General features: G+C 74.5%; 16 protein-coding genes. 9 read left to right on the forward strand and 7 right to left on the reverse strand.

Annotation, left to right across the window (positions count from 1 at the left end):
- Nucleotides 1-117: 117 nt before the first annotated feature.
- Entirely contained in the window at nucleotides 118-2766 is a 2649-nt protein-coding gene (locus ACTG9Q_RS23765; protein ID WP_455575089.1) for a LuxR C-terminal-related transcriptional regulator, read from the forward strand.
- A gap of 350 nt (nucleotides 2767-3116) precedes the next feature.
- A complete protein-coding gene (locus ACTG9Q_RS23770) occupies nucleotides 3117-4322 on the forward strand; it encodes a helix-turn-helix domain-containing protein (RefSeq protein ID WP_455575090.1) in 1206 nt (401 codons plus the stop codon).
- A gap of 80 nt (nucleotides 4323-4402) precedes the next feature.
- On the opposite strand, the gene ACTG9Q_RS23775 is transcribed toward ACTG9Q_RS23770, so the two are convergent.
- Complete coding sequence (locus ACTG9Q_RS23775) at nucleotides 4403-5641, reverse strand: trypsin-like serine peptidase (protein ID WP_455575091.1); 1239 nt, start codon at nucleotides 5639-5641, stop codon at nucleotides 4403-4405.
- A gap of 231 nt (nucleotides 5642-5872) precedes the next feature.
- Between ACTG9Q_RS23775 and ACTG9Q_RS23780 the strand changes: the two genes are divergently transcribed.
- Both ACTG9Q_RS23780 and ACTG9Q_RS23785 read left to right on the forward strand, forming a co-directional pair.
- Nucleotides 5873-9256, forward strand: coding sequence for a TM0106 family RecB-like putative nuclease (locus tag ACTG9Q_RS23780; protein WP_455575092.1), 3384 nt, complete (start codon nucleotides 5873-5875; stop codon nucleotides 9254-9256).
- Between the two features lie 90 nt (nucleotides 9257-9346).
- Nucleotides 9347-9970: a mycothiol-dependent nitroreductase Rv2466c family protein gene (locus ACTG9Q_RS23785; RefSeq protein WP_455575093.1), complete on the forward strand. Its 624-nt coding sequence runs from the start codon at nucleotides 9347-9349 to the stop codon at nucleotides 9968-9970.
- On the opposite strand, the gene ACTG9Q_RS23790 is transcribed toward ACTG9Q_RS23785, so the two are convergent.
- The 4 genes from ACTG9Q_RS23790 to ACTG9Q_RS23805 are packed head-to-tail and all read right to left on the reverse strand — an operon-like array spanning nucleotide 9967 to nucleotide 13376.
- Nucleotides 9967-10689: an ABC transporter permease subunit gene (locus tag ACTG9Q_RS23790; protein ID WP_455575094.1), complete on the reverse strand. Its 723-nt coding sequence runs from the start codon at nucleotides 10687-10689 to the stop codon at nucleotides 9967-9969. The two genes, ACTG9Q_RS23785 and ACTG9Q_RS23790, sit on opposite strands and share 4 nt — an antisense overlap.
- Nucleotides 10686-11597, reverse strand: a complete 912-nt coding sequence (locus tag ACTG9Q_RS23795) for an ABC transporter ATP-binding protein (RefSeq protein ID WP_455575095.1) — start codon at nucleotides 11595-11597, stop codon at nucleotides 10686-10688. Before ACTG9Q_RS23795 ends, ACTG9Q_RS23790 begins: the two co-directional genes overlap by 4 nt.
- Nucleotides 11594-12454 carry a hypothetical protein gene (locus tag ACTG9Q_RS23800; RefSeq protein WP_455575096.1) on the reverse strand — a complete coding sequence of 287 codons (861 nt, stop codon included), beginning with the start codon at nucleotides 12452-12454 and terminating at the stop codon, nucleotides 11594-11596. The genes ACTG9Q_RS23795 and ACTG9Q_RS23800 overlap by 4 nt, the downstream gene beginning before the upstream one ends.
- Nucleotides 12447-13376, reverse strand: coding sequence for an ABC transporter ATP-binding protein (locus ACTG9Q_RS23805; RefSeq protein ID WP_455575097.1), 930 nt, complete (start codon nucleotides 13374-13376; stop codon nucleotides 12447-12449). The genes ACTG9Q_RS23800 and ACTG9Q_RS23805 overlap by 8 nt, the downstream gene beginning before the upstream one ends.
- 207 nt (nucleotides 13377-13583) lie before the next feature.
- Between ACTG9Q_RS23805 and ACTG9Q_RS23810 the strand changes: the two genes are divergently transcribed.
- The 3 genes from ACTG9Q_RS23810 to ACTG9Q_RS23820 all read left to right on the forward strand — a co-directional run bounded on the left by ACTG9Q_RS23810 (nucleotide 13584) and on the right by ACTG9Q_RS23820 (nucleotide 18462).
- On the forward strand, nucleotides 13584-13949 hold the full coding sequence (locus tag ACTG9Q_RS23810; RefSeq protein ID WP_455575098.1) for a hypothetical protein: 366 nt from the start codon (nucleotides 13584-13586) through the stop codon (nucleotides 13947-13949).
- Between the two features lie 54 nt (nucleotides 13950-14003).
- Nucleotides 14004-16241 (forward strand): protein translocase subunit SecD, encoded by a 2238-nt coding sequence (gene secD / locus ACTG9Q_RS23815; RefSeq protein ID WP_455575099.1) that lies wholly within the window; start codon nucleotides 14004-14006, stop codon nucleotides 16239-16241.
- A 127-nt stretch (nucleotides 16242-16368) separates the two neighbouring features.
- Nucleotides 16369-18462: a serine/threonine-protein kinase gene (locus tag ACTG9Q_RS23820; RefSeq protein WP_455575100.1), complete on the forward strand. Its 2094-nt coding sequence runs from the start codon at nucleotides 16369-16371 to the stop codon at nucleotides 18460-18462.
- 9 nt (nucleotides 18463-18471) lie between these two features.
- On the opposite strand, the gene ACTG9Q_RS23825 is transcribed toward ACTG9Q_RS23820, so the two are convergent.
- Complete coding sequence (locus ACTG9Q_RS23825; protein WP_455575101.1) at nucleotides 18472-19131, reverse strand: potassium channel family protein; 660 nt, start codon at nucleotides 19129-19131, stop codon at nucleotides 18472-18474.
- The gene (locus ACTG9Q_RS23830) at nucleotides 19124-20476 is read right to left on the reverse strand and encodes a TrkH family potassium uptake protein (protein ID WP_455575102.1); all 1353 of its coding nucleotides are present in this window, start codon (nucleotides 20474-20476) and stop codon (nucleotides 19124-19126) included. The genes ACTG9Q_RS23825 and ACTG9Q_RS23830 overlap by 8 nt, the downstream gene beginning before the upstream one ends.
- 196 nt (nucleotides 20477-20672) lie before the next feature.
- Here ACTG9Q_RS23830 and ACTG9Q_RS23835 point away from each other — a divergent pair, with 196 nt between their 5' ends.
- Together ACTG9Q_RS23835 and ACTG9Q_RS23840 are read left to right on the forward strand one after the other, a co-directional pair.
- Nucleotides 20673-21146, forward strand: a complete 474-nt coding sequence (locus ACTG9Q_RS23835; RefSeq protein ID WP_455575103.1) for a (2Fe-2S)-binding protein — start codon at nucleotides 20673-20675, stop codon at nucleotides 21144-21146.
- Nucleotides 21143-23167: a molybdopterin cofactor-binding domain-containing protein gene (locus ACTG9Q_RS23840; protein WP_455575104.1), complete on the forward strand. Its 2025-nt coding sequence runs from the start codon at nucleotides 21143-21145 to the stop codon at nucleotides 23165-23167. Before ACTG9Q_RS23835 ends, ACTG9Q_RS23840 begins: the two co-directional genes overlap by 4 nt.
- Nucleotides 23168-23290 lie beyond the last annotated feature (123 nt).

Genomic DNA, 23290 nt, shown 5'->3' on the forward strand with positions numbered 1-23290 from the left:
GCCCGTCGGGCACCATCCCGCTTTTCCCAGCGTTCCCACCTTCCAGCCGCTCGGCCCTTGGCCGCACCCCTGGGGCGTCGTAGGGTTCGGGGCCGGTGTGGCGGCGGAACGGGCGAGGTGAGGGCGGCGGGCCGGTGGATTGTCGGGCGCGCGGAGCTGGCCGCGGCCGTGCGGACGCACTTGGCCGAGGGCGGCGGTGTGGTGCTGACCGGTCCCGGCGGGATCGGCAAGACCACCGTGCTGGACCTGCTCGCCGCCAGGCACCCGGGGCCGCTGCTGCGGGCCGCGGGCGCCGAGGCCGACCGGTGGATCGAGGGCGGCGTGCTCGCCGACCTGTTCGACCAGGTGCCGCCGGAGGTGCTGGCCTGCCTGCCGGACGCGCAGCGCGCGACCGTCGCCCGCCGCGGCGGTGACCCCGCCGACCTCAGGGCGGCGTGGCGGGCGGTGCTGATCGCGATGGAGCCGCTGGTGCTCCTGGACGACGTCCAGTGGATCGACGCGCTGTCGGCGGAGGCGCACGCCCACGCGGTGCGGGCCCTCGGCGCCACGGTCGCGGTGGTGGTCGCGGGCCGCCTCGACGAGCCGGGCAAGGCCGCGCTGCTGGTGCCGCACCCGCCGCTGCGGCTGTCGGTGCCCCCGCTGCGGGCCGCCGACGTCGCCGAACTGCTCGCGGGCCACGGGTTCTCCGCCCGGGACGCGCAGGCGCTGCACGCCGACGCGGCGGGCAACCCCGCGCTGGTGCTCACCCTCGCCGTCGAGGGTCCCAGCGCGACCGCAGTGCCCGCCCACGTGCACGAGGGCCTGGCCACCCTCTCGGCGCGGGCCAGGGAAACCCTGCTGCTGTGCGCGCTCGCCAGCGGGCCCACGACGCGGCTGCTGCTGCGCGCCGGACGCGGCGACGCCGCCAGGGACCTGGCCGAGGCGGTCTCGGCCGGGCTGGTGGTCATCGACGCCGAGACCGTCCGGTTCACCCCGCCCGCCGCCGCCACCGTCGTCGCCGACCTCGCCGACGCCGACCACCGGGCGCTGGCCCACCGCGTGCTCGCCGACGCCGTGGACTTCCCCGACCAGCGCGAGCGGCACCTCGCCCTGGCCTCGGCCAACCCGCACGCGCGCGTCGCGCGCACCCTCGTCACCGCCGCGGAGGGCGCCTCGCGCCGCGGTGCCAAGGACCTGGCCGCCGAGCTGTTCCTGCTCGCCGCCGAGCGCACCCCGGCCGCCCACGCCGCGAGCAGGCAGCGGTGGCTGGTCTCGGCCGCCGAGGCGGGCGCGGGCGCGGGGCTGGCCGAGCTGACCCGCCGCGCCGCGGCGGGCGTGCTGGTCGCCGACTCCCGCCCGCTGGACCGGGTGCGGGTGCGGATGGCGCTGGCGCACCTGGAGGGCCAGCGGCTCAGCGACATCCCCGAGACCTTCGCCGCCGCCGCCGTGGACGCCGGTGACGACGCCGCGGCGCTGGCCGTGCTGCACCTCTGGCGCGCGTGGGCGGCGATGATCTCCGCGCACCCGAAGACCGCGGCCGAGGAGGCCGAGCGCGCCGTCGAGCACGCGCTGGGCGTGGACGACGCCGCGACCGCCGCCCTCGGCTACGCGGTCATCGCGCTGATGTACCGGCTCACCGGCCGCGCCGACCACACCGAGCCGCTCAAGGCCGCGCTCGCCCTGCCCCCGGCGCACCTCGACGGCAGGCTGCACCTGTCCCCGCGGTTCGTCCTCGCCCGCTTCGCGGTGCTCGACGACCGGCTGGCGCAGGCGCACGCCGAACTGCTCGGCCTGCTCGCGCTCGTCGAGCGCGGCACGGCGGAGGAACACCTGAGCGTGCTGCGCTCGCTGGTCGAGGTGACCGTCCGCATGGGCCGCTGCCGCGACGCACTGGACTACGCCGCCCGCGCGGCGCGGGTGACCGGGCACGCCCGGCTGAGCCCGGGGCCGGGCTGGTACGCGTGCGCCCTGGCCGAACTCGCGGGCGGCAGCGTCGAGCGGGCCCGGGAGTACGCCGAGCGCGGGGTGGCCGCCTCGGAACAGGAACAGGACAACGTGTTCCTGCGCAGGCACCTGCACGCCCTCGGCCAGGCGCAGCTGCGCGCGGGCAACCCCGCCGACGCCGTCGCCACGCTGCGCCGCATCCCCGAACTGGAGGGCCCGCGCGACATCGACGACCCGTCGAACCTGCGCTGGCACGCCGACCTCGGCCTCGCGCTCGTCGCCGCCGACGCCCGCGACGACGCCCGCGCCCTGATCGACGACACCCGGTCGAGGCTGGCGAACCGCCCGCACGGCCCCGGTGTCACCGCCCAGCTCGACCGCGCGGAGGCCGCGTGGCACTCCGTCCGCGGCGACCACACGGCCGCGCTGGAGATGCTGGACCAGGCGACCGCGGTGTTCACCGGGCTGGACCAGCCGATCGAGACCGGGACGACGCACCTGATCCGCGCCCTCGCCGAGCGGCGCGCCCGCAAGCTCGCCGCCGCGCGGCAGTCCGTCGACGAGGCCGCCCGGCTGTTCACCGCGGCGGGCGCCCGGCCGTGGCTCGGCCACGCCGACCACCTGCGCGCCCGCGTCGACGGCCACGAGCGTGCCGCGCCCACCGCCCTGACCGCCACCGAGCAGCGCATCGCCCGCCTGGCCGCCGACGGCGCGACCAACCGCGAGATCGCCGACGGGCTCTACCTCAGCGTCAAGACCGTGGAGGCCACGCTCACCCGGGTGTACCGCAAGCTCGGCGTCCGCTCGCGCACCCAGCTCGCCAGGACGCTGCGGTCTCGGTAGCGCCTCGCCCCAGAGCCTTTGCCATGTCTCGACATGCCCACGACGCGCCTGGCTTCGTTGCCGGAACGCCCACGTATGCCCGATACGAGGACGTCCCGGCGCCTTGCCGGCCACGCCGATACACGGCAAAGGCTGAGTCGAGGCACTGGCGCAAGGGTTTCCCCCGATGCGGGCGGCGGGCGCCTGCCGCTAGCGTTCGGTCATCGTCGGCTGTCCCCAGCAATGGCGGGCAGCCCGGTGATCGCGTCGGACACCCCGACCGGAACGGGCCGCGTCGCACAGCCCGCCCTTACGCCCGAGGAGGACGCGGTCCGTTCCGCGCGTGCCGGGCCGGACGAGGAAGGCCAGCCATGACCGGCCGAGCGGAACCGTCTGACTCCGTGCGCGCGTACTTCGGCTGGCGTCTTCGGCACTGGCGCCTCACCCGCGGCTTCACCCAGGCCGCGCTCGGCCGCGAGCTGGGCTACGACCACACCTTCCTCAGCAAGATCGAGAGCGGGGACCGCCGCCCGCCGCCCGACCTCGCCGAGCGGGCCGACCGGCTGCTCGGGGCCGATGGCGAACTGGCGGCCCTGTGGCCGCTGCTGGAGCGGGAACGGGAGCGGCGGCAGACCGAGCCGCCCCCCACGGTGGCCGCGAGCCTGCCGTCGCGGCCGCTGACCGCCACCGCCCCGGAGACGATGCACCGCCTTTTCGTGTCCTACCTCCGGGTCGCCACCGAGCTGGGCGGCCGCGATCTCGTCGTCCCGCTGGAACACCACACGCGCACGATCGTGCAGTGGCAGGCGGGCGCCACCGGGGCCGCGGCCACCGAGCTGCTGTCGCTGGCCGCGACCTTCGCCGAACTGGCGGGCTGGGCGCGCTTCGACAGCGCCGACTACGCCACGGCCCTGTTCTGGTACAACTCCGGCCACCACTGGGCCACCCTCGCCCGCGATCCCGCCCTGGCCAGCAGGCTGCTCGCCCGCCAGAGCGCGGTGCACTGGTCGGTCGGCAACGCCGCGGGCGCGATCGGCCTCGCCGACGCCGCCCGGCGCGTCGACGGCGTGGGACCGGGCATGCGGGCGTGGGCGTGCCTCGCCGAGGCCCGCGGCCACGCCCTGGCCGCCGACCGGGGGCTCTGCGAGCAGCGCCTCGCCGAGGCCGAGGACCTGCTGCGCCAGGCGGACGCCGACGACGAGCCGTGGGTGGTCGGGGTGACCGACTCGGTGCTCAGGCTGACGGCGGGCACCTGCTACCGGGACCTGGCGCTGCGCGGCAGGCCGGGGCTGGCGGGGCGCGCGGTGGACCAGGTCTCGCGGTCGCTGGGCGCGGTGCCCGCGGACTCCGCGCACGACCGGGCGCTCGTCACGGCCCGCCTGGCCAGCGCCCTCGCCTGCGCCGCCCAGCCCGACGCCGCCGCGACGCTGCTGGCCGAGCTGCTGGAGATCGCGCACGGCTCCGGCCGCGTCCGCGCCGAGCTGCGCGCCGTCCACGACCACCTCACCGCCCGCTGGCCGAGCGTCCCGGCGGTGCGGGACCTGGGCGACCGGGCGCGCGGCGCGCTCACCGGCTGACGTGGGTGGACGCCCGCCCCTTGTCCGGGTCTGGGGGGCGGGCGTCCACCGGGTTCATTTCCGTCGCACCACGAGTTGGACTACGCGGGGACCCGCGCCGACCGGGCGTCGGACCCGGCCTGCGTGGTGGCGCTGCCGTTGTCGATGAGGGTCCTGATCTCGTTGTAGATCAGGTTCATCCGCGCGCCGCGGTTGCCGGGGCAGCCGCCGAGGTGGTGCAGGGCGATGACCTTGTGGTTCGCCGAGAGCACCGGGGAGCCGGAGTTGCCGCCGGAGGTGTCGCAGCTGTAGCTCATGTTGTAGGTGTCGGCGTTGGCGCTGCGGACCGTGCAGAGCCCTCCGCCCTGGGTGTCCTCGTAGATCGACAGCCGCTTGGGCCTGCCGTCGCCGTGGCCGGGGATGTAGATGCGCTCGCCGGTCACCGGCGCCCGGGTCTCCAGGTACAGCGTGCCGAACTGCTGGATGGCGGTGAAGTTGTTCACCGAGAACAGCGTGTAGTCCAGCGCGCCCGACCCGCCCGTGCTGGTCCGGTACATCGTCGCGCCGCTGACCTTGGTGCCGGGACCGGGGTTGTTGCCGCCGCAGGTGGCGCACTCGTAGCGGAACTGCACCTCGGAGCTCGCGACCGCGGACTGCGTCGCGATGCAGTGGTTGTTGGTCAGCACCCGGTTGGTGTTGCCGACGCGCCACGCCGTGCAGGAGCCGCCGCCGCCGATGAGCAGCTTGGCCACGGCGCCGGAGCGCTGGTACTCCGTGGGGTGGCTGGACTGGTAGCACACCGTGTCCCGGCGGGCGTCCGTTCCGCACACGCTCTGCAGGCTCGGGTTGTGCGCCAGCACCTCGGACTCGCTGAAACCGCGCCAGAACTTGTCGACGCGGTACCCGTGGCCGGAGGCCCTGCCGGTCTTGTGCAGGGTCACGATCGCGGTGTCGCCGTCGATGGACATCGCGGCGAACCCCCGGCCGCCGTGGCGGGTGAAGTCGCTGTCGCCGGGACGGGCGCCGCCCGCGGTCGGGTTGCCGTGGTAGGTGTGCACCTCCCGCCCGGTCGGGTCGGCCACGGTGACGTAGTCGCCGGGCGCGAGCCGCAGCTCGGCGAAGTGCACCTTGATGTATGTGGCGCCGGGATGCCGGAACTCTTGGCGGCGCGCGTCGGTGTACCCGACGGCCGCGCCGCTCGTCAACTCCTCGCCGACCTGGGTCGCGGCGGGTTGCGCGCTGATCGAGCTCTCCGGTCCGGACACCGCCTCCGCAGGGACGAGCATCGCGCTGCCTGCCGCGAGGGCAAGGGTCAGCGCCATGATCGGGAGTCGGGCCACGTTACCTCCTTGTGGTGAGTACGCAGGGTCTTCTCCCCAACCGGTGTACGCGGGTGTCCGGGGGCCGGACAAGGTGCGCGACCTTGACTGTCAACCTGTCAAGACCCGCGTGACCACGGGTCGAGGTCCCGTGGCCGCCCTGGCGGACCTTTGTGGACGCTCGCGCCCGTGGCGCAGCCGCTCGGCGTGTCTGCCGGGACCTGGCCGCGCCCGGTGCGAGACTGCGCGGCGATGCACACGCCCTCGGACTTGGCTGATCTGCTGGAATGCGAGCACCGCAGCGTGCTCGCGCAGGCGCACGCGGCGGGGCTGGCGGGGGCGCCGCGGCCGGGGGCCGGGCCGGACCGCCTGGCGGTCAAGCACGGCCGGGAGCACGAGCAGGCCACCCTCAAGCGGCTGCGGAACGAGCGGCACGCGGTCATCGAGATCGCCACCCACGACCCGGCCCTCGCCGCCGCCGAGACCGCCGAGGCACTGCGGTCCAGCGCGCCGGTGGTCTACCAGGCGGTGTTCCACGACGACGGGTTCACCGGCCGCGCCGACTTCCTCATGCGCGACGCCGAGGGCCGCTACGAGGTCTACGACACCAAGCTCGCCCGCCGCGCGCGGCCGGGCGCGGTGATCCAGCTGGCCGCCTACGCCGACGCGCTGCGCCAGGCGGGCTGGCCCGCCGGGCCGAACATGCACCTCCTCCTCGGCGACGGCAGCCGCACCACCCTGCGCATCGATGACTTCCTGCCGCTGCTGCGGCGGCTGCGCGAGCGCCTCGTCGGCAGGCCCGCCCGCCTGCCCGAGCGGCTGTGGGGCGAGGAGCGCCCGGCCTGCGCGGGGTGCTCCTTCGCCGAGCACTGCGCCGCGGGCCGCGACGCCGACCGGGACCTGGCGCTGGTCGCCGGGATGCGCGCCGACCAGCGCCGCAAGCTCCTCGACGCGGGCCTGGCCACGATCGACGCCCTCGCGGAGGCCACCCCGGCCGAGCGCCCCGCGACCCTGTCGCCCGCCGCGTTCACCACCCTGCGCGCGCAGGCCGCCATCCAGGTGCGCCAGGACGCCACCGGTGAGGTCGCCTACGAGATCGTCGACCCGGACGCGCTGGCCGACCTCCCCGCGCCCAGCCGGGGCGACGTCTTCTTCGACATGGAGGGCGACCCCTACGCCCAGGGCGGCGCGGGCCTGGAGTACCTGTTCGGCGCCGTCGCCGACGGCCGGTTCACCCCGTTCTGGGCGCACAACCGCGCCGAGGAGAAGCGGGCCTTCGAGCGGTTCGTCGACTTCGCCGCCGCCCGGCTGGCGGAACACCCCGGCGCGCACGTCTACCACTACGCGCCCTACGAGCTGAGCGCCATCAAGCGCCTCGCCGCGCTGCACGGCACCCGGGAGGAGGCCGTGGACGACCTGCTGCGCCGCGGCGCCCTCGTCGACCTCTACGCCGTGGTGCGCAAGGCGCTGCGGGTGTCCCAGCGCTCCTACTCCATCAAGGCCCTCGAACCGCTCTACATGCCCAGCGCCCGCGAAGGCGAGGTGAAGACGGCCGCGTCGAGCATCGAGGCCTACGAGGAGTACCTGACCCTCGCGGGCGTCGGCGAGACCGAGCGCGCCGAGGAGGTGCTGCGCGGCATCGCCGACTACAACGAGTACGACTGCGTCTCCACCCGGCACCTGTTCGAGTTCCTGCACCGGGTGCGCGCCGAGGCCGGGATCGAGCCGTCCCCGGTCCCCGAGCAGTCCGAGGTGGACGCCCTGCTGCGCGACACCGAGGAGCAGGAGAAGGCCCAGCGGCGCGCCGAGCGGGCCGAGCGGCTGGCCGCCCTGATCGACCCGCTCATCGCCGACCTGCCGGACGACCCGATGGACTTCACCCCGGACGAGCGCGCCCGCGCGCTGCTGGCCGCCTCCGTCGGCTACTACCGCCGCGAGACCAACCCGGCCTGGTGGGAGTACTTCCGCCAGCTGGCGGCGCCCCTGAGCGACTTGGAGGTCGACACCACCTGCGCGGTGCCGGTGCGCGTCGAGGCGGGGGAGTGGGTCGCGCCGAAGCGGCGCAACGGCCTGGCCAAGCGCCCGCTGACGATGCGCTGCGACCTCGACCGGCCGCACCCGTTCACCGTCGGCGACCAGGTCCGGCTGCGCTACGGGTCGGCGAGCCGCGACGCCCGGGTGACCGAGGCCGCCGCCGACCACCTCGTGGTGGAGGAGAGCAGCAAACCGGAGGACACCACCGGCGAGCACCCGCAGGCGGTCCTGCCCGGCGAGCCGATCCGGCCGTCCCCCAAGGACGACGCCGTGGTCGACCTGGCCCAGCAGGCCGTCGACGCGCTGCCCGCGCTGCCCGCCCTGCCGGGCGTCGACCTGCTGCGCCGCGTCCCGCCCCGGCTGCGCGGCGGCGCGGCACTGCCGGAGCCGGGCCCTGACCTGGTGCGCACGGTGATCGAGACCGTCGACGCCCTCGACGGCTCCGCGCTGGCGGTCCAGGGCCCGCCCGGCGCCGGGAAGACCTACCTGGCGGGCAGGCTGATCGCCCACCTGGTCAAGACCGGCCGCACGGTCGGGGTGACCTCCAACAGCCACAAGGCCGTGGAGAACGTGCTCTCCGCCGCCCTGGCCACCGCCCCTGACCTGCCGTGCGCGAAGCGCCCGCGCAAGGCCCCCGACCCGGACGCGCCCTGGGCCCAGCCCAAGGACAACTCCGCGCTGGCCGCCTGGCGCCGCGAGCACGACACCGGGCACCTCGTCGGCGGCACCGCGTGGACCTTCGCCAACAAGGCCATGCGCGCCGAGCCCTTCGACGTGCTGATCGTCGACGAGGCGGGCCAGTTCGCCCTCGCCGACGCGCTGGCCGTCTCCACCTGCGCCCGCAACCTCGTCCTGCTCGGCGACCCGCAGCAGCTTCCGCAGGTCGTGCAGGGCACCCACCCGGCCGGGGCGGCGGCCTCCGCCCTGGGCCACCTGCTCGGCGACGCCGACATCGTGCCGCGGGAGCTGGGCTTCTTCCTCGACCAGACCCGGCGGATGCACCCCGACGTGTGCGCCCCGGTCTCCCGCCTGTCCTACGCGGGCAGGCTGCACGCCCACCCGAGCACGGCGGCCCGCTCCCTCGACGGCATCCCGGCCGGCCTGCACCTCGCCGAGGTCGACCACACCGGCAACACCACGCGCTCGGCGGAGGAAGCCGCCGCGGTCGCCGCGATCGTCTCCACCCTGCACGGCCGGGCCTGGCGCGACGGCGACGAGACCCGCCCGCTCCGCGACGGGGACATCCTGGTGGTCGCCCCCTACAACCTCCAGGCCCGCGTGGTCACCCGCGCCCTGGAGAACGCGGGCTTCCCCGGCGTCCGGGTGGGCACCGTGGACCGCTTCCAGGGCCAGGAGGCCCCGGTCGTGATCGCGACCATGACCTCGTCCTCGGCGCTGGACCTGCCCCGCGGCCTGGACTTCCTGCTCTCCCGCAACCGCCTCAACGTCGCCCTCTCCCGCGCCCAGGCCGTCGCCGTCCTGGTCTGCTCCCCCCGCCTCGTCGAAGCCGACATCCGCACCGTCGACCAGATGCGCCTGGTGTCGGGCATGATCGGCCTGATGAACGGCGCCACCTCCTGGCAGCCCCGATCACCGGCGTAGCGGGGAAAACGCCGCTTCCGAACAGGCGATGCGCCCAACGGCCCCAGGAGCCTTCAGGCCGCAGGCGGCACACCCGATTACAGTGGGGCGATGGCCACCAGCTGGGTCGCGGACATCTGGTTCGACCCGTCCTGTCCGTACACCTGGATCACCTCCCGTTGGCTGGTGGAGGTGACAACCGTGCGGCCGGTGGAGATCCGGTGGCACGTGATGAGCCTGTCGGTGCTCAACGAGGGCCGTGACGACGATCCGGAGGGTGATCCGGAGGGCTACCTGTGGATTCCCGTGCGGATCTGCGCCGCGGTCGACCAACAGCACGGCAACGACGCGCTCGCCCGGTTCTACGCCGCGCTGTGGTCGGCGGCCCGCAGCCCCGATGACTGGCTGGGCAACTTCGAGACCGCCCTGGCCGAGGCCGGGCTGCCCGGGGAACTGGTTTCCGCGGGCACGGCGACCGACCACGACGACGCGGTCCGCGCCTCCCACGCCGAGGGGGTCGGCCTGGTCAGCGAGGACACCGGGTCGCCGGTGGTCGCCGTGTCCGGGCCCGGCATGGACCGCGTCGCCGTCTTCGGGCCGGTCATCTCCCGCATACCGACGGGAGAGGAAGCCGGGCGGCTCTGGGACGGCCTGCTGCTCATGACCTCGGTCCCGGGCTTCCACTCCATCAAGGGCGCGACGCTGGGCAAGCCGCGGTACGACCGCGCCGACTAGTTCGCCTCGCCGGTCAGCGCGAAGGACCCCAGCCTGCGTATGGCGGTGACCGTGCCCACCACGGCGAAGGCGGACGCCATGATCACCGCCGTGGGCACCGACAGCGTGGACGCGACCAGCGGGGTGTCGCCGATCGCGTCGGCGATGGCGGTGGCGTGCTGGCGGATGCTGAAGACGCGGGCGCCGTCGACGAAGGAGACCAGCAGGTTCTCCCACAGCACGATGTAGATGAGGCCGACCGCGACCGGGCGCTTGGTCATCACGCTCAGGGCGAGGAACAGGGCGCAGTAGGCCAGGGCGGCGAGGGCGGCGCCGACGACCAGGCCGACGGCCAGCGAGCCGGAGCCCGCGATCAGGGCCGCGACGGCCAGCGGCGCCGCGGTGGCGGCGGTGGTGACCAGCCAGGCGACCACCAGCTTGGACAGGATGATCTCCGAGCGCGGCAGCGGCTTGGTGAGCAGGTGGGTGATGGTGCCGTCATCGATCTCCAGGCCGAGGACGCTGCTGCCGACGATGAGCGCGGTCAGCGGCAGGATGACGGCGAGGCCGAGGTTGGAGAAGACCAGCGGGCCCCAGTCCCCCGGGGTGGCGTACTCGTCCTCGCTGGTGACGCTGAGCAGGGTGAGCCCGATCAGGATGATCGGCATGGGGAGCAGCAGCAGGACGCGCCTGCGGCCGAGCAGGGCCCTCGCCGTGAGGCGGATGATCGTCGGGTTCATGTGGTCACCAGGTAGGAGAAGACCTTCTCGAGGGACTCGTCGGAAGGCAGGATCGTGGTCAGCCGGATGCCGCGCTCCTTGGCGAGCTTGGCCAGGGCGCGGGTGAAGGTGCCGTAGTCGCTGGTGTGCACCTGCAGACCGGCCTCGGCGATGCTGACGCCGGAGACCGACGGCTGGCCCATCAGCGCGGTCGCGAGCAGCCGGTCGTCGGAGGAGGCGATGGTGAACACGTGCGGGCGGTTGGTCATCAGCCGCCGGATGTGGCGGTAGTCGCCGGAGGCGGCCAGCCGGCCCGCCACGATCACCTGCACGGTGCCCGAGAGCTGTTCGACCTCCTCCAGGATGTGCGAGCTGAACACGATGGTCCGGCCCTCGCCCGCCATGCGGTCGAGCAGCTCCATCATGTGCATCCGCTGGCGGGGGTCCATGCCGTTGAACGGCTCGTCCAGCAGCAGCACGCCAGGGTCGTGCACCAGGGCGGCGGCGACCCGGCTGCGCTGGCGCATCCCCTTGGAGTAGGTGGAGATCCGCCGGTCCTGCGCGTCGCGCAGCTCGACGACGTCCAGCGCGGCGCGGGCGGCGGCGACCGGGTCGGGCAGCTTGTGCAGCTTCGCGCTCGCCAGGACGAACTCCCACGCGGTGAGGAACCCCGGCACGCTCTCCCGCTCGGTGACCAGGCCGAGCTCGCGGTACATCGCGGGGTTGCGCCACGCGGTTGCGCCACCGATCAGCACCTCACCCTGCGACGGCGCCATCAGCCCCGCCATCAGGTGCAGCACGGTCGTCTTCCCCGCGCCGTTCGGGCCGAGGAGCCCGGTCAGGCCGGGACCGATCGACAGGGTCACGTCGTTGACCGCGACCACGTTGCCGTACCAGCGGGAGACCCCCGCGAGCTCGACGGTGCTCATGACTTCATCCCCCTGTACCGCCACACCGCGGCCGCGGTGCCGAGTGCGATCAACGCGAGCGTGACCAGGCCGTAGACCGGCCCGAAGTAGCCGATCGGGCCGAGGCTGATGTCGGAGTCGAACAGCCACTGGTCGACGCCGTTGAGCAGGCTCGACGGGTCGATCAGCCCGGCCAGCTGGCCGAACGTCCCGGAGTCCAGCACCCGCAGGATGCCCGAGACCGGGGCCGTGAGCAGGAAGACACCGATGATCATGCCGGTGGCGAACACCCGGCGCCCGGACAGCGAGGCGATCGGCAGGCCCAGCGCGGCCAGCAGCGCGGCGTGGACGACCGCGGCGAGCAGGCCCACGAGCAGCCCGCCCAGCTCCTGCAGGATTCCGGGGATGCCGTCGTCGGTGCCGAAGGCCGAGCCGATGAACATGATCAGCATGGGGATCGCGAACAGCAGGAACGTCGCGGTGGCCAGCGCGGCGACCTTGGTCAGCGCGTAGCTCGAGCGGCGTATCGGGCGCGAGAGGTACAGCTGCACCAGGTTCGTGCGCAGGTCGACCGACACCAGCTCGGGCGCCACCACGGCGACGAACACCGTCGCGGCGAAGGTGAACGTGGAGGCGATGCCGACGTAGTCGAGCACCGGCACGGGCAGCTGGCTGTTGATGATCACCAGGATGAGCGAGGCGATGCTCGCCATGCCGAGCAGCCCGATCGGCAGCACCTTCGCCCACGGGCTGCGGCCGATGCCGTACGCGCCGCGGACACTGTGGACGTACAGCGAGCGCGCCGAGTAGCCCGGACCGAGCCGCGGCCCGGTGTAGCGCTGATAGCCGATGTCGTGGATGACGCCGGAGTCAGACATGGGTCACCTCCGCGGTGGGGCGGTCGCGGAACAGGTCGGCGACCTGGTGCCGCTGGCGTTCGAGCCGGTGCAGGCAGAGGTCGAGGTCGGCGACGGCGTCCCGGATGAGGTCGTAGACCGTGCCGTCGTTCTCGCCGAGGCGCACGGTCAGCACGCGGTTGTCCCGGCGCACGTCGAGGCCCGCCGAGGTGAGGGCGGCGCCGAGCCGCTCGGCGCCCTCATCGATCTCGACGACCAGCAGGTCGTTGTGCTCGGTCATCGACGACAGCGTCGCCGAGCGCAGCAGCGTGCCCGCGTCGATGGCGACCAGCGAGGTGCAGATCCGCTCGATCTCGCCGAGCAGGTGCGAGCAGACCACCACCGAGATGCCGAACTCGGTGCCGATGCGGTGCACCAGGTCGAGCATCGCCCGCCTGCCCGCCGGGTCGAGGCCGTTGGTCGGCTCGTCGAGCAGCAGCAGCTCGGGGTCGTGGACCAGCGCCTGCGCGAGCTTGACGCGCTGCTTCATGCCGGTGGAGTAGCCCCCGATCCGGCGGTACCGCTCCTCGTAGAGACCGACGTGCCGCAGCGTCTCCGACGCGCGCTCGCGCGCGGCGGCGGCGGGCAGCCCGCTGACCCGCGCCATGTGGGTGACGAATTCCGCGGCGATCATGTCCGGCGGCAGGCAGTCGTGCTCGGGCATGTACCCGACCTTGGCGCGGACCTGCTCCCCGTCGGCGATCGGGTCGAGGCCGAGCACGCGGATCTGCCCGCTGGTGGGCGTGAGCAGCCCCAGCGCGAGCTTGATCAGCGTGGTCTTCCCCGCGCCGTTGACCCCGACCAGGCCAACGACACCCGCCTCGATGTCCAACGTCAAGTCCGCCAGGGCGGTCACCTTGCCGTCGTAGCGCATTCCCAGCGCGGTGGTCTCGATGAGTGGCACACAGAGAACCTAGGGGCACCGCCCGCCCGCCCACATCCGGCGTGGACCCTGAGTCCGTCGCCAACCGCACCCTTAGGGGCAACGGCCCCGCCTGCGCGCTCAGCGGGGATGATCAATGGGCTGACCGGGGTCCGCTTCCGCTGAGTGGCCGGCAAGACCGCCATCCACCACTGCCGCTGCCCGGGATACGTTTGTAAGGTGGTCGGCATGACTGGGGCGGCGCTGTGGCCGCGGCGGTGTGTCGCGGCCGGGATGGCCGCGCTGCTGTCGCTGCTCGGCGTGCTCGCCGTCCTCGGTGGCGCAGCGAGCGGCTCGGCCGTCGACGAGTTCGTCGACGGCGCGCGGTCGGTCGACGCCGTCGCGCCCAGCCGCGTCGTCCTCGTGCGCCATGTCGTCGCGCCCGCCCAGGACGACCGGGTCCCGGTCCTGCCGTCGGTGCTCGATTCCGGGCCGCCCCGGCGGGCCGACCTGCCGCTCGTCGCCCTGCCCGCCGCGCCCGCGCTGCTCAACGGCGGGATCGTGCTCGCCGCGGGCGTCGACGCGCGCGGGCCGCCCGAGGTTTCCGCTCCGTAGGTCGTTCCTGTGCCCGCGTTCTCGCGCGGGTCGACATCCCTGGAGAGGAAACTCGTGGCGCGCACCCCTGCGCGGCGCGGACTGCTCGGGCGGGCAATCGTCTCGCTCATCGTCCTTGCCGCCGCCGTTTACCTGATCATCACCACCGCCCCCCGGCTCGGTCTCGACCTGCGCGGCGGCACCCAGATCACCCTGGAGACCCGCGACTCCCCGACGACCGTGGCCGACGCCAAGGCCACCGACCGGGCCCTGGAAGTGCTGCGCCGGCGGGTGGACGCCCTCGGCGTCGCCGAGCCGCTGCTGGCGCGCTCCGGGGAGAACCGCATCCTCATCGAGCTGCCCGGACTGCAGGACCCGCGCGAGGCCGTCGAGGTCATCGGCCGCACCGCGCAGCTGATGTTCCACCCGCTCACCCCGGACGGGAAGGCCACCCCCGACGAGCAGGGCGCCACCATCGGCCTCGGGCCCGCCGCGTTCAGCGGCGAGGGCGTCGAGGGCGCCACCTTCAGCAACGACCCGAGTGGCGCAGGCTACCAGGTCAACATCAACTTCAACGCCACCGCGGCGCGGCAGTGGGAGGAGCTGACCGGGCAGGCGGCCTGCTCGCCGCCGGGCGACCCGGGACGGCGGGTCGCGATCGTCCTGGACGACACCGTGATCTCCTCGCCGCAGGTCGACCCGTCCGTGCGCTGCGACGTCGGGATGATCGGCAACGACACCCGCATCACCGGCTCTTTCGGTCTTGAGGAGGCCCGCGAGCTGTCCGTGCTGATCAGCGGCGGTGCGTTGCCGGTGCCGGTGGAGATCATCGAGCAGCGGACCGTCGGCCCGACGCTGGGCGCCGAGGCCATCGACGCCAGCGCGCGGGCCGCGGTGATCGGCCTGGCGCTCACGGCGCTGTTCCTGATCGTCGTCTACCGCGTCGCCGGGTTCCTCGCCGTCATCGCCCTGCTGGGCTACGCCGCCGTGGCCTACGGCGGCCTCATCGCCATCGGGGCGACGCTGACCCTGCCGGGACTGGCCGGGTTCGTCCTCGCCATCGGCATGGCCGTCGACGCCACGGTGCTGGTGTTCGAGCGCGCCAGGGAGGAACGCGGCGCGCCGCCGGGCCGGGCCGTCGAGCGCGGGTACGCGGGCGCGTGGACGGCGATCATCGACTCCAACGTCACCACCCTGATCGCCGCGGGGCTGCTGTTCGGCCTGGCGTCCGGGCCCGTGCGCGGCTTCGGCGTCACCCTCACCATCGGCGTGCTGGCCGCGCTGTTCACCTCGCTGGTGCTGGCCAGGGTCCTGCTGATGGCCGGTCTGCGCGAGCGCCTCGGCGGGCTGACCGGGCTGGCCCACCAGGGCCGGGTGCGGCGCTGGGTCGACCAGCGCGACGCCGGGTTCCTGCGCGGGCCGCTGCGCTGGCTGGGCGCCTCGACCGTGCTCGTCGGGCTGGCGCTGGTCGGCCTGCTCGCCATCGGGCCGTCGCTGGGGATCGAGTTCACCGGCGGGCGGGTCCTGGAATACACCACCTCCGGGCAGGTGGACGTCGACCGGGTGCGGGCCGCGGTGGCCGAGGCCGGGTTCCCGCGCGCGGTCGTGCAGGAGTCCGGCGACGCGGCGGTGTCGGTGCGCACCGAGCCGATCGATCAGGCCGGGGCCGACCGGGTGCGCGACGCCGTCGCCTCGGCATCCGGCGGGGCCGAGCAGGTGCGCGACGAGCAGATCGGGCCCAGCCTCGGCGACGAGCTGCGCACCAAGGCGCTCATCGCGCTCGGCCTGGCCGTGCTCGCCCAGCTGACCTACCTCGCCATCCGGTTCGACTGGCGCCTGGGCCTGGCCACCGTGATCGCGCTGGTCCAGGACGTGCTGGTCGTGGTGGGCGCGTTCGCCTGGCTCGGGAAGCCGTTCGACGGGGTGTTCCTGGCCGCGCTGCTGACCGTGATCGGGTACTCGGTCAACGACTCCGTCGTCGTGTTCGACCGGGTGCGCGAGCTGCGCGGGCAGAACCGCGGGACCCCGTTCGCCGACGTCGTCGGCCGCGCGGTCCTGCAGACCCTGCCGCGCACGGTCAACACCGGCATCGGGGTGCTGTTCGTCCTCGGCGCGCTGCTGTTCCTCGGCGACGGCTCGCTGGCCGACTTCGCCCTGGCCCTGCTGCTGGGCCTGATCGCGGGGACGCTGTCGACGGTGGTGACCGCCGGACCGGCCGCCATCGTGCTCGACCGGCGGTTCCCACGCCGGTCCGCCCCGAGCAAGGGCGAGCGGCCCCGCGCGGGCGACCGCACGGACGGGGCGGTGGTGTAGGCCGCTGATCGCGGTCGGCGCTCTCCCGGTGCCTGGCGTTCACCGGGAGAGCCAAAGTCCGCCATCGCCAACCGTGTAGGGGCCCTATCCGCCCCGGCGCGGGCGCGCGCTCGGTAGATTGCGGGGGATGGCCGAACTCGTTGACAGGATTGGCGCCTACCAGATCGTCGGTCGGCTCGGTGGCGGCGCGATGGGCACGGTGCACCTCGCGCGGTCGCCGGGCGGGCGGCTGGTGGCGGTCAAGGTCGTGCGCCCGGACCTCGCCGAGGACGCCCGCTTCCGCGAGCGGTTCCGCCGCGAGATCGCCATGGCCCGCGCGGTCGGCGGCTTCTGGACCGCGGCGGTCGTCGACGCCGACCCCGACGCGGAGCGACCGTGGCTGGCCACCGAGTACGTGCCCGGCCCCGACCTGCACGAGGCGGTCCGCTCCACCGGCGCGCTGCCGCAGGACGCCGTGCGCGGCCTGGCCGCCGGTCTCGCCGAGGCGCTGGCCGCCATCCACGCCGCCGGCCTGGTGCACCGGGACCTGAAACCGTCCAACGTGCTGCTGGCCGCCGACGGTCCCCGGGTGATCGACTTCGGGATCTCCAAGGCGCTGGAGGGCGACGGGCTGACCGCGACCGGCATGGTGGTCGGCACGCCCGGCTACCTCTCGCCGGAGCAGATCGAGGGCCGCGAGGTCGGGCCCGCGTCGGACGTGTTCGCCTTCGGCGCGGTCGTCGTCTTCGCCGCGTCCGGGCGCAACCCCTTCGGCGAGGGCGACACGGCCGCGCTGCTGTACCGCGCCGTGCACACCCGGCCCGACCTGCGCGACGTGCCCCACGACCTGCGGGACCTGGTGTCCCGGTGCCTGGAGCGCAAGGCCGCCCTGCGGCCGAGCGCGCCGGAGCTGGTGGCCGCGCTGGGCGGGCGCGCGGCGGGGGAGTGGCTGCCGCCCGCGGTGCGCACCCTGATCGACCAGCGGCACACCGAGATCGTCACCGCCCGCCCGCCGACCCGGGTCCTGCCGCAGGACATCCCCTACGCCGGCCCGAGCGACCGGGTCCGCTGGTGGCTGGAGCGCGGCGAGCACCCCGAACCCCGGGGCGGCGGGCAGTCCCGCCGCCGCGGCCGCAAGGCCACGGACGCCGCCGGGCAGGCGGCTCAAGGACAAGCGGTTCAGGAACAGGGGCAGCCCGCCCCCGACACCCAGGCGCCCCCTGCCCCCGGCTTCCCCGCGCCTCTCGCGGACCATCCGCAGGCTCACGCCCCCGCGCCCGGCCACGCCCCACCCGCCGCGCCCCTGCCTGGCCAAGCCGCGTCCGCCGGACCGCTGCCCGGCAAGGACGCGCGCTCCGCCGTCCCGGCCGCGCCCTCGACGTCGGCGTCCGGCCCGATGGCTCCGCCTGTCGGTTCGCCTGCCAGTTCGCCTGGCATTTCATCAGTGGCCGTGCGGGCTGGGCTGTCGCGCTGGTGGGCCAAGGCGCTGGGCTGGGTCCAGCAGGCGCCCGCGGCCGCACCCGCGCCCAAGCCCGCCGAGCAGCTGGCCGAGCGGGTGAACCGGCTGGTCGAGCAGGCCAGGGAGGCCATGAGCGAGGGCGAACGCCCCAAGAACGCTCCCGAGCGCCGGGCCAAGACCACCCCGCGGACCAAGGGCAAGGCCGCTCCGGCCACCAAGGGCAAGGCCAAGGCCGCTCCGAACACCAGGGGCAAGGCCGAGGTCACCCCGAAACCCCAGGGCGGCGGCAACCAGGCCGTGTTCGCCACCGCCCGCGGCCCGTACGTGGTCGCGGCCGGGGTGGGCGCCGGGGGAGCGGTGCTGCTGCTCGCGGCCGCCGCCGAGGCGGGCAAGACCGGCCAGCCCGCCATCGCGCTGATCGTGTTCGTCCTCGCGGTGCTCCTGGCGCTGGTCGCGCTGCGGCGCGCCGGGCAGGCGGTCGTCCGGCGGCGGGCCGCCGAGGTCACCGCGGGCGGGTTGTCCTGGCGGCGCGGGGCGACGGTGACGACGCTGAAGTGGTCACGGGTCGCGCGGGTGCGGGTCGTGGAGGACAAGAGCCGGGCGTGGCTGGTGGTGTGGCCGCGCGACCCCGCCGCGCTCCCGGGCAAGCCCGACCACCACGGCGGCTACAAGGTCTTCCCCATCGGCCACGACCGGCGCGCCGCCACCCGGGACCGGGAGGTCCGCGAGCTGCGCGCCGCCCTGACCTGGTACGGCCGCTCCGCCTACGACCCGAGCCCCTAGCACCAGCCCTCAGGTCAGGTCGGCGAAGCGCTCGACCTGGGCGGTGGTGCCCGCGACGATCAGGACGTCGTCGTGGGCGAGGACGGTGTCGGCGGCGGCGTAGGTGAAGCCCTGGCCGGGGCGTTTGATCGCCACGACGGTGACGCCGTGCTTGGTGCGCAGGTGGCTCTGGCCCAGGGCGACGCCGACGGCCCTGGCGGGGGCGAGGGTCTTGACCATGGCGTAGTCGTCGTCGAACTCGATGAAGTCGAGCATCCGCCCGGTGACGAGGTGGGCGACGCGCTCACCCATGTCGTGCTCGGGCAGCACGACATGGTGGGCGCCGATGCGGCGCAGGATGCGGCCGTGCTGGCGGCTGGTGGCCTTGGCCCAGATCGCCGGGATCTCGAAGTCGGTCAGCAGCGTGGTGGTGAGGATGCTGGCCTCGAGGTCGGAGCCGATGGCGACGACGGCGCGCGGGTAGTCGGGCACGCCGAGCTGGCGCAGGGCGTCCTCGTCGGTCGTGTCGGCGACCGCGCTGTGGCTCAGGACGTCGGCGAAGCGCTGCACGGTGGCCGGGTTCTCGTCGATGCCGAGGACCTCGGTGCCGTGGGCGGCCAGCTCGGTGGCCAGCGAGCCGCCGAAGCGGCCCAGCCCGATGACGATCGCGCGGGAAGTGGTCCTAGCCAACGATGGGTCGCTCCTCAGGTAGTTCGTAGCGGCGGGCGCGCTCACGCAGCGCCAGCGCCGAGGCCAGGGTGATCGGGCCGAGGCGGCCCAGGAACATCAGCGCGACGAGCACCAGCTGCCCGGCGGCGGGCAGCTCGGCGGTGATACCGGTGGACAGCCCGACGGTGCCGAACGCCGAGACCACCTCGAACAGCACCGCGTCCAGGGGGAACCCGGTGAGCAGCAGCAGGGTGAGGGTGGCGGTCATGACCGCGCCGACGCTCAGCAGCGCCACGGTCAGCGCCTGGCGCTGGACCTGGGCGGAGAGCCGCCTGCCCAGCACGTGCACGGTGGGCTCGCCGCGGATCTCGGCGACGATGACGAAGGCCAGCAGCGCGAAGGTGGTGACCTTGATGCCGCCCGCGGTGCCCGCGCTGCCGCCGCCGATGAACATCAGCACGTCGGTCAGCAGCAGCGCGGCGGGCGACATCTCGCCGACGTCGAGGGAGTTGAACCCCGCGGTGCGCGGGGTGATCCCGTGGAACCCGCCGACGAGCAGCTTGCCCGCCACGCCCAGCCCGCCGAGGGTGGCCGGGTTGCCCCACTCGACGGCGATGACCCCGACGACGCCGACAGCGGTGAGCGCGCCGTAGGCGAGCAGGGTGATCTTGGCGTGCAGCGACCAGCGGCGCTGCCGCCCGCGCACCCGCCGGGCCAGCTCGAAGACCACCGGGAACCCCAGCCCGCCGATGACCAGCGCGGCGGTCACCGGGGCGATGACCCAGGCGTCGGTGGCGAACGGGGTGAGGCTGTCGGCGTAGAGGGCGAAGCCCGCGTTGTTGAACGCCGAGACCGCGTGGAAGACGCCCTCGTACAGCGCCCGCCCCCACCCCATGCCGTACCCGGTGGCGAACCGGACGGCCAGCACCGCGGCGGTCACCGACTCGACCGCCAGGCTGACCAGGATGATGCCCCGCACGACCGCGCGGACCTCGCCGAGCCCGAGGGACTTGGTCTCCGCCTGCGCGCTGAGCTGCAGGCGCAGCCCCAGCCTGCGCGCGACGAGCAGCCCGAGCAGCGAGGCCAGGGTCATGATCCCGAGCCCGCCGACCTGGATGAGCCCCAGGATGACCAGCTCCCCGAACAGCGACCAGTGCGCGGCGGTGTCCACCACGGCGAGCCCGGTCACGCACACCGCCGACGTCGCGGTGAACAGCGCCTCGATGAAGCCGGTGCCCGCCCCGAGCTCGTGCGCCGCGGGCAGCGCCAGCAGCCCGGTGCCGACAACGGTGGCCGCGCCGAACCCGGCGACCACCAGGCGTGCCGGGTGGCGCAGAGACCGCGCCAGCCAGCCGCGCACGGTCATGACGTGCCCATCGAGTGAGTTCCTGTTCCCTTGCCCGCGTCTGCCCTGCGAGGTCTATCCGACGGGCCGCCGCGGCGACATCCCTCTTGACGCGATGCTGACGGTGTCGAAAATTACCAGCGCTCCGGGGATCTGGCGCCCGGACGTCGCTGTGGGCAGTATGAGGATTACCGACGGCGATCAGGGGGAGATGCCAGTGGCCGCGTACCGCCTTCGGGTCAACGGGGAGGACAGCGACGTCGATGTCCCGGGGGACACGCCGCTGCTGTGGGCCCTGCGCGACGATCTGGGCTTCACCGGGACCAAGTACGGCTGCGGCGTGGGGGCGTGCGGCGCCTGCGTATCCATTGTGGATGGTGAAGCGGCGCGGCCCTGCGTGCGGACGGTCGCGGAGTCGGTGGGCGCGGAGATCACGACCATCGAGGGGCTGTCGGCCGACGGCAGCCACCCGGTGCAGCGGGCCTGGGTCGACCTCGACGTCGCCCAGTGCGGCTACTGCCAGCCGGGGCAGATCATGTCCGCGGTGGCCCTGCTGGCCGCCGACCCCGATCCCGACGACGCGGCGATCGATGCCGCCCTGCGCGACAACGTGTGCCGCTGCGGCACTTACACCCGCGTCCGCGCCGCCGTGCGCCGCGCGGCCCGGCTGGCCAGGGACGGTGGCGCGTGATCGGACGGCGCGGGTTCCTCGTCAGCGCCGGGCTCGGCGCGCTCGTCGTCGGCGTGCCGCTGCCGGTCTCCGCCGAGACGCCCGAGACTCCCGAGACGGGGGAGTGGGAGCCGAATGTCCTGCTGCGACTGGATTCCGGCGGCGGCATCACCCTGACCATCCCGCGCCCGGACACCGGCCAGGGCGTGCGGACGGTGACCGCGATGCTCGTGGCCGAGGAACTCGCGGTCAAGGTGGACGACCTGCGGTTCGCCCAGGCGCCCGGCGACACCCCGCGCTACGGCTCGCAGATGGTGGCCGGGTCGCGGTCGGTCCGGGACATGACCGAACCCGTGCGGACCGCCGCGGCCACCGCGCGCTGCCTGCTCGTGGCGGCCGCCGCGCGGCGGTGGGGTGTGCCCGCCGGTGACTGCCGGGCCCGCGACGGCGCCGTGCACCACCCGCGCCACGGCAGGCTGCGCTACGCCGACCTGGTCGACGCCGCCGCCGCGCTCGACCCCGGGACCGTGCCCGTCACCCTGGTCCCGCAGCGGGACTGGCGCGTCCTGGGGCGCTCCGGCGGACGCGTCGACGCCCGCGACATCGTCACCGGCCGCGCCCGCTACGGCATCGACGTCCGCGTCCCCGACCGCCACGTCGCCGCGGTGCTGCGCCCGCCGTGGATCGGGGCGCGACTGGGCACAGTGGACGAGAGCGCGGCCCGCGCGGTGGCGGGCGTGGTCGCCGTGGTTCGGCTCGACCCGGCGACTGGCGTGCAGGGCGGGGTCGCCGTCGTCGCGCGCGGCACCGCGGCCGCCCTGCGCGGCCGGGCCGCGCTCCGGGCCACCTGGACCGGCGGCACCCCGGACGCCGACAGCCGGGTCTGGCTGGACGACCTCGCCGCCGCCGTGCCCGGCCCGGTCGCGCACACCGCGACCTACCGGCTGCCGATGCTCGCGCACGCGCCGATGGAGCCGATGAACGCCACCGCGCACGTGCGCCCCGACGGCGCCACCCTCTGGCTGCCCACCCAGGACCCCGGCGGCCACCGCGACCAGGTCGCCGCCGCGCTGGGCCTGGACCCCGGCGCCGTGCGGGTCGAGCCGACCCTGGCAGGCGGCGCGTTCGGCAGGCGTTTCGAGAGCGACTTCGTCCTGGAGGCGGTGGCATGTTCGCGCGCCGTCGGCGTGCCGGTGCAGGTGGTGTGGACCCGCGACGACGACATCCGCCACGACTCCTACCGCCCGCTGTCGGTCCACCGGCTCTCCGCCGTGGTCGACGGCCACGGCCTGCCGACGTGGCGCGCGCACGACCTGGCGACCTGGCCGCTGAACGTCCTGCCGTTCTTCCCGCCGAACCTGGTCAAGCTCATCGGCGACCACTACCCGTACGACGTCGCCGGGGACGTGCGCGTCGGGCTGCTGCCCGCGCCGCTGCGCAGCGGCTTCTGGCGGTCGGTGTACGCCGGGCAGTTCGGGTACGCCGAGGAGTGCTTCCTCGGCGCCCTGGCCGCGCGGGCGGGCGCCGACCAGGTCGACTACCGCCTGCGCCTGCTGCCCGCGGAGTCCAGGCTGCGACCCGTGCTGGCGGCGGCGTCGGCCCGCCTGCGGCCACGCCGTGGCCGGTCCCGCGCCGCGGCGTGCGCCCTGGACTACGGCTCCGCGTGCGCGATCGTGGTCGAGGCGGACCGCTCGGGCACGCCCACCCGCGTGGTGGCCGCCGTCGACGTGGGGACCACGCTGCACCCCTCCGGGCTGCGCGCCCAGGTGGAGGGCTGCGTCCTCGACGCCGTCTCGACGGTGTTCGGCGCGCAGATCACCGTCCGCTCGGGCGCGGTGGTCGAGTCGTCGTTCCGGGACTACGCGTGGCCCCGCATCGACCAGGCGCCGGACATCGAGGTCATCGCGGTGGACTCCGGCGCCCGGATCGGCGGGCTGGGCGAGTTGGCGTACCCGCCCGCCGCGGCGGCGATGGCCACCGCCTGGTCCATGGCCCGCGGTGAGCCGGTCACCGGAATGCCGGTGGGCACGACCGTCGGTTAGCGCATAACCCCTGTTCCGGCCGGGCGCCACCACGCCCGGCGTCCTCACGGCTGTCCCTTAAACCAACTTCAAGGGCTGCAATATTCACTTTCCACTATCAAGATAACGGAGGTTGCGTAAGCA

The sequence above is a fragment of the Actinokineospora lacus genome (genome assembly GCF_053813445.1).

What these genes read in the sequence shown, in the direction of transcription:
- ACTG9Q_RS23780 (WP_455575092.1), top strand. Translation starts at nt 5,873, where the DNA reads ATGCACACGCCCTCGGACTTGGCTGATCTGCTGGAATGCGAGCACCGC.
- ACTG9Q_RS23770 (WP_455575090.1), top strand. Translation starts at nt 3,117, where the DNA reads ATGACCGGCCGAGCGGAACCGTCTGACTCCGTGCGCGCGTACTTCGGC.
- ACTG9Q_RS23785 (WP_455575093.1), top strand. Translation starts at nt 9,347, where the DNA reads ATGGCCACCAGCTGGGTCGCGGACATCTGGTTCGACCCGTCCTGTCCG.
- ACTG9Q_RS23810 (WP_455575098.1), top strand. Translation starts at nt 13,584, where the DNA reads ATGACTGGGGCGGCGCTGTGGCCGCGGCGGTGTGTCGCGGCCGGGATG.
- ACTG9Q_RS23795 (WP_455575095.1), bottom strand. Translation starts at nt 11,597, where the DNA reads ATGAGCACCGTCGAGCTCGCGGGGGTCTCCCGCTGGTACGGCAACGTG.
- ACTG9Q_RS23790 (WP_455575094.1), bottom strand. Translation starts at nt 10,689, where the DNA reads ATGAACCCGACGATCATCCGCCTCACGGCGAGGGCCCTGCTCGGCCGC.
- ACTG9Q_RS23830 (WP_455575102.1), bottom strand. Translation starts at nt 20,476, where the DNA reads ATGACCGTGCGCGGCTGGCTGGCGCGGTCTCTGCGCCACCCGGCACGC.
- ACTG9Q_RS23800 (WP_455575096.1), bottom strand. Translation starts at nt 12,454, where the DNA reads ATGTCTGACTCCGGCGTCATCCACGACATCGGCTATCAGCGCTACACC.
- ACTG9Q_RS23820 (WP_455575100.1), top strand. Translation starts at nt 16,369, where the DNA reads ATGGCCGAACTCGTTGACAGGATTGGCGCCTACCAGATCGTCGGTCGG.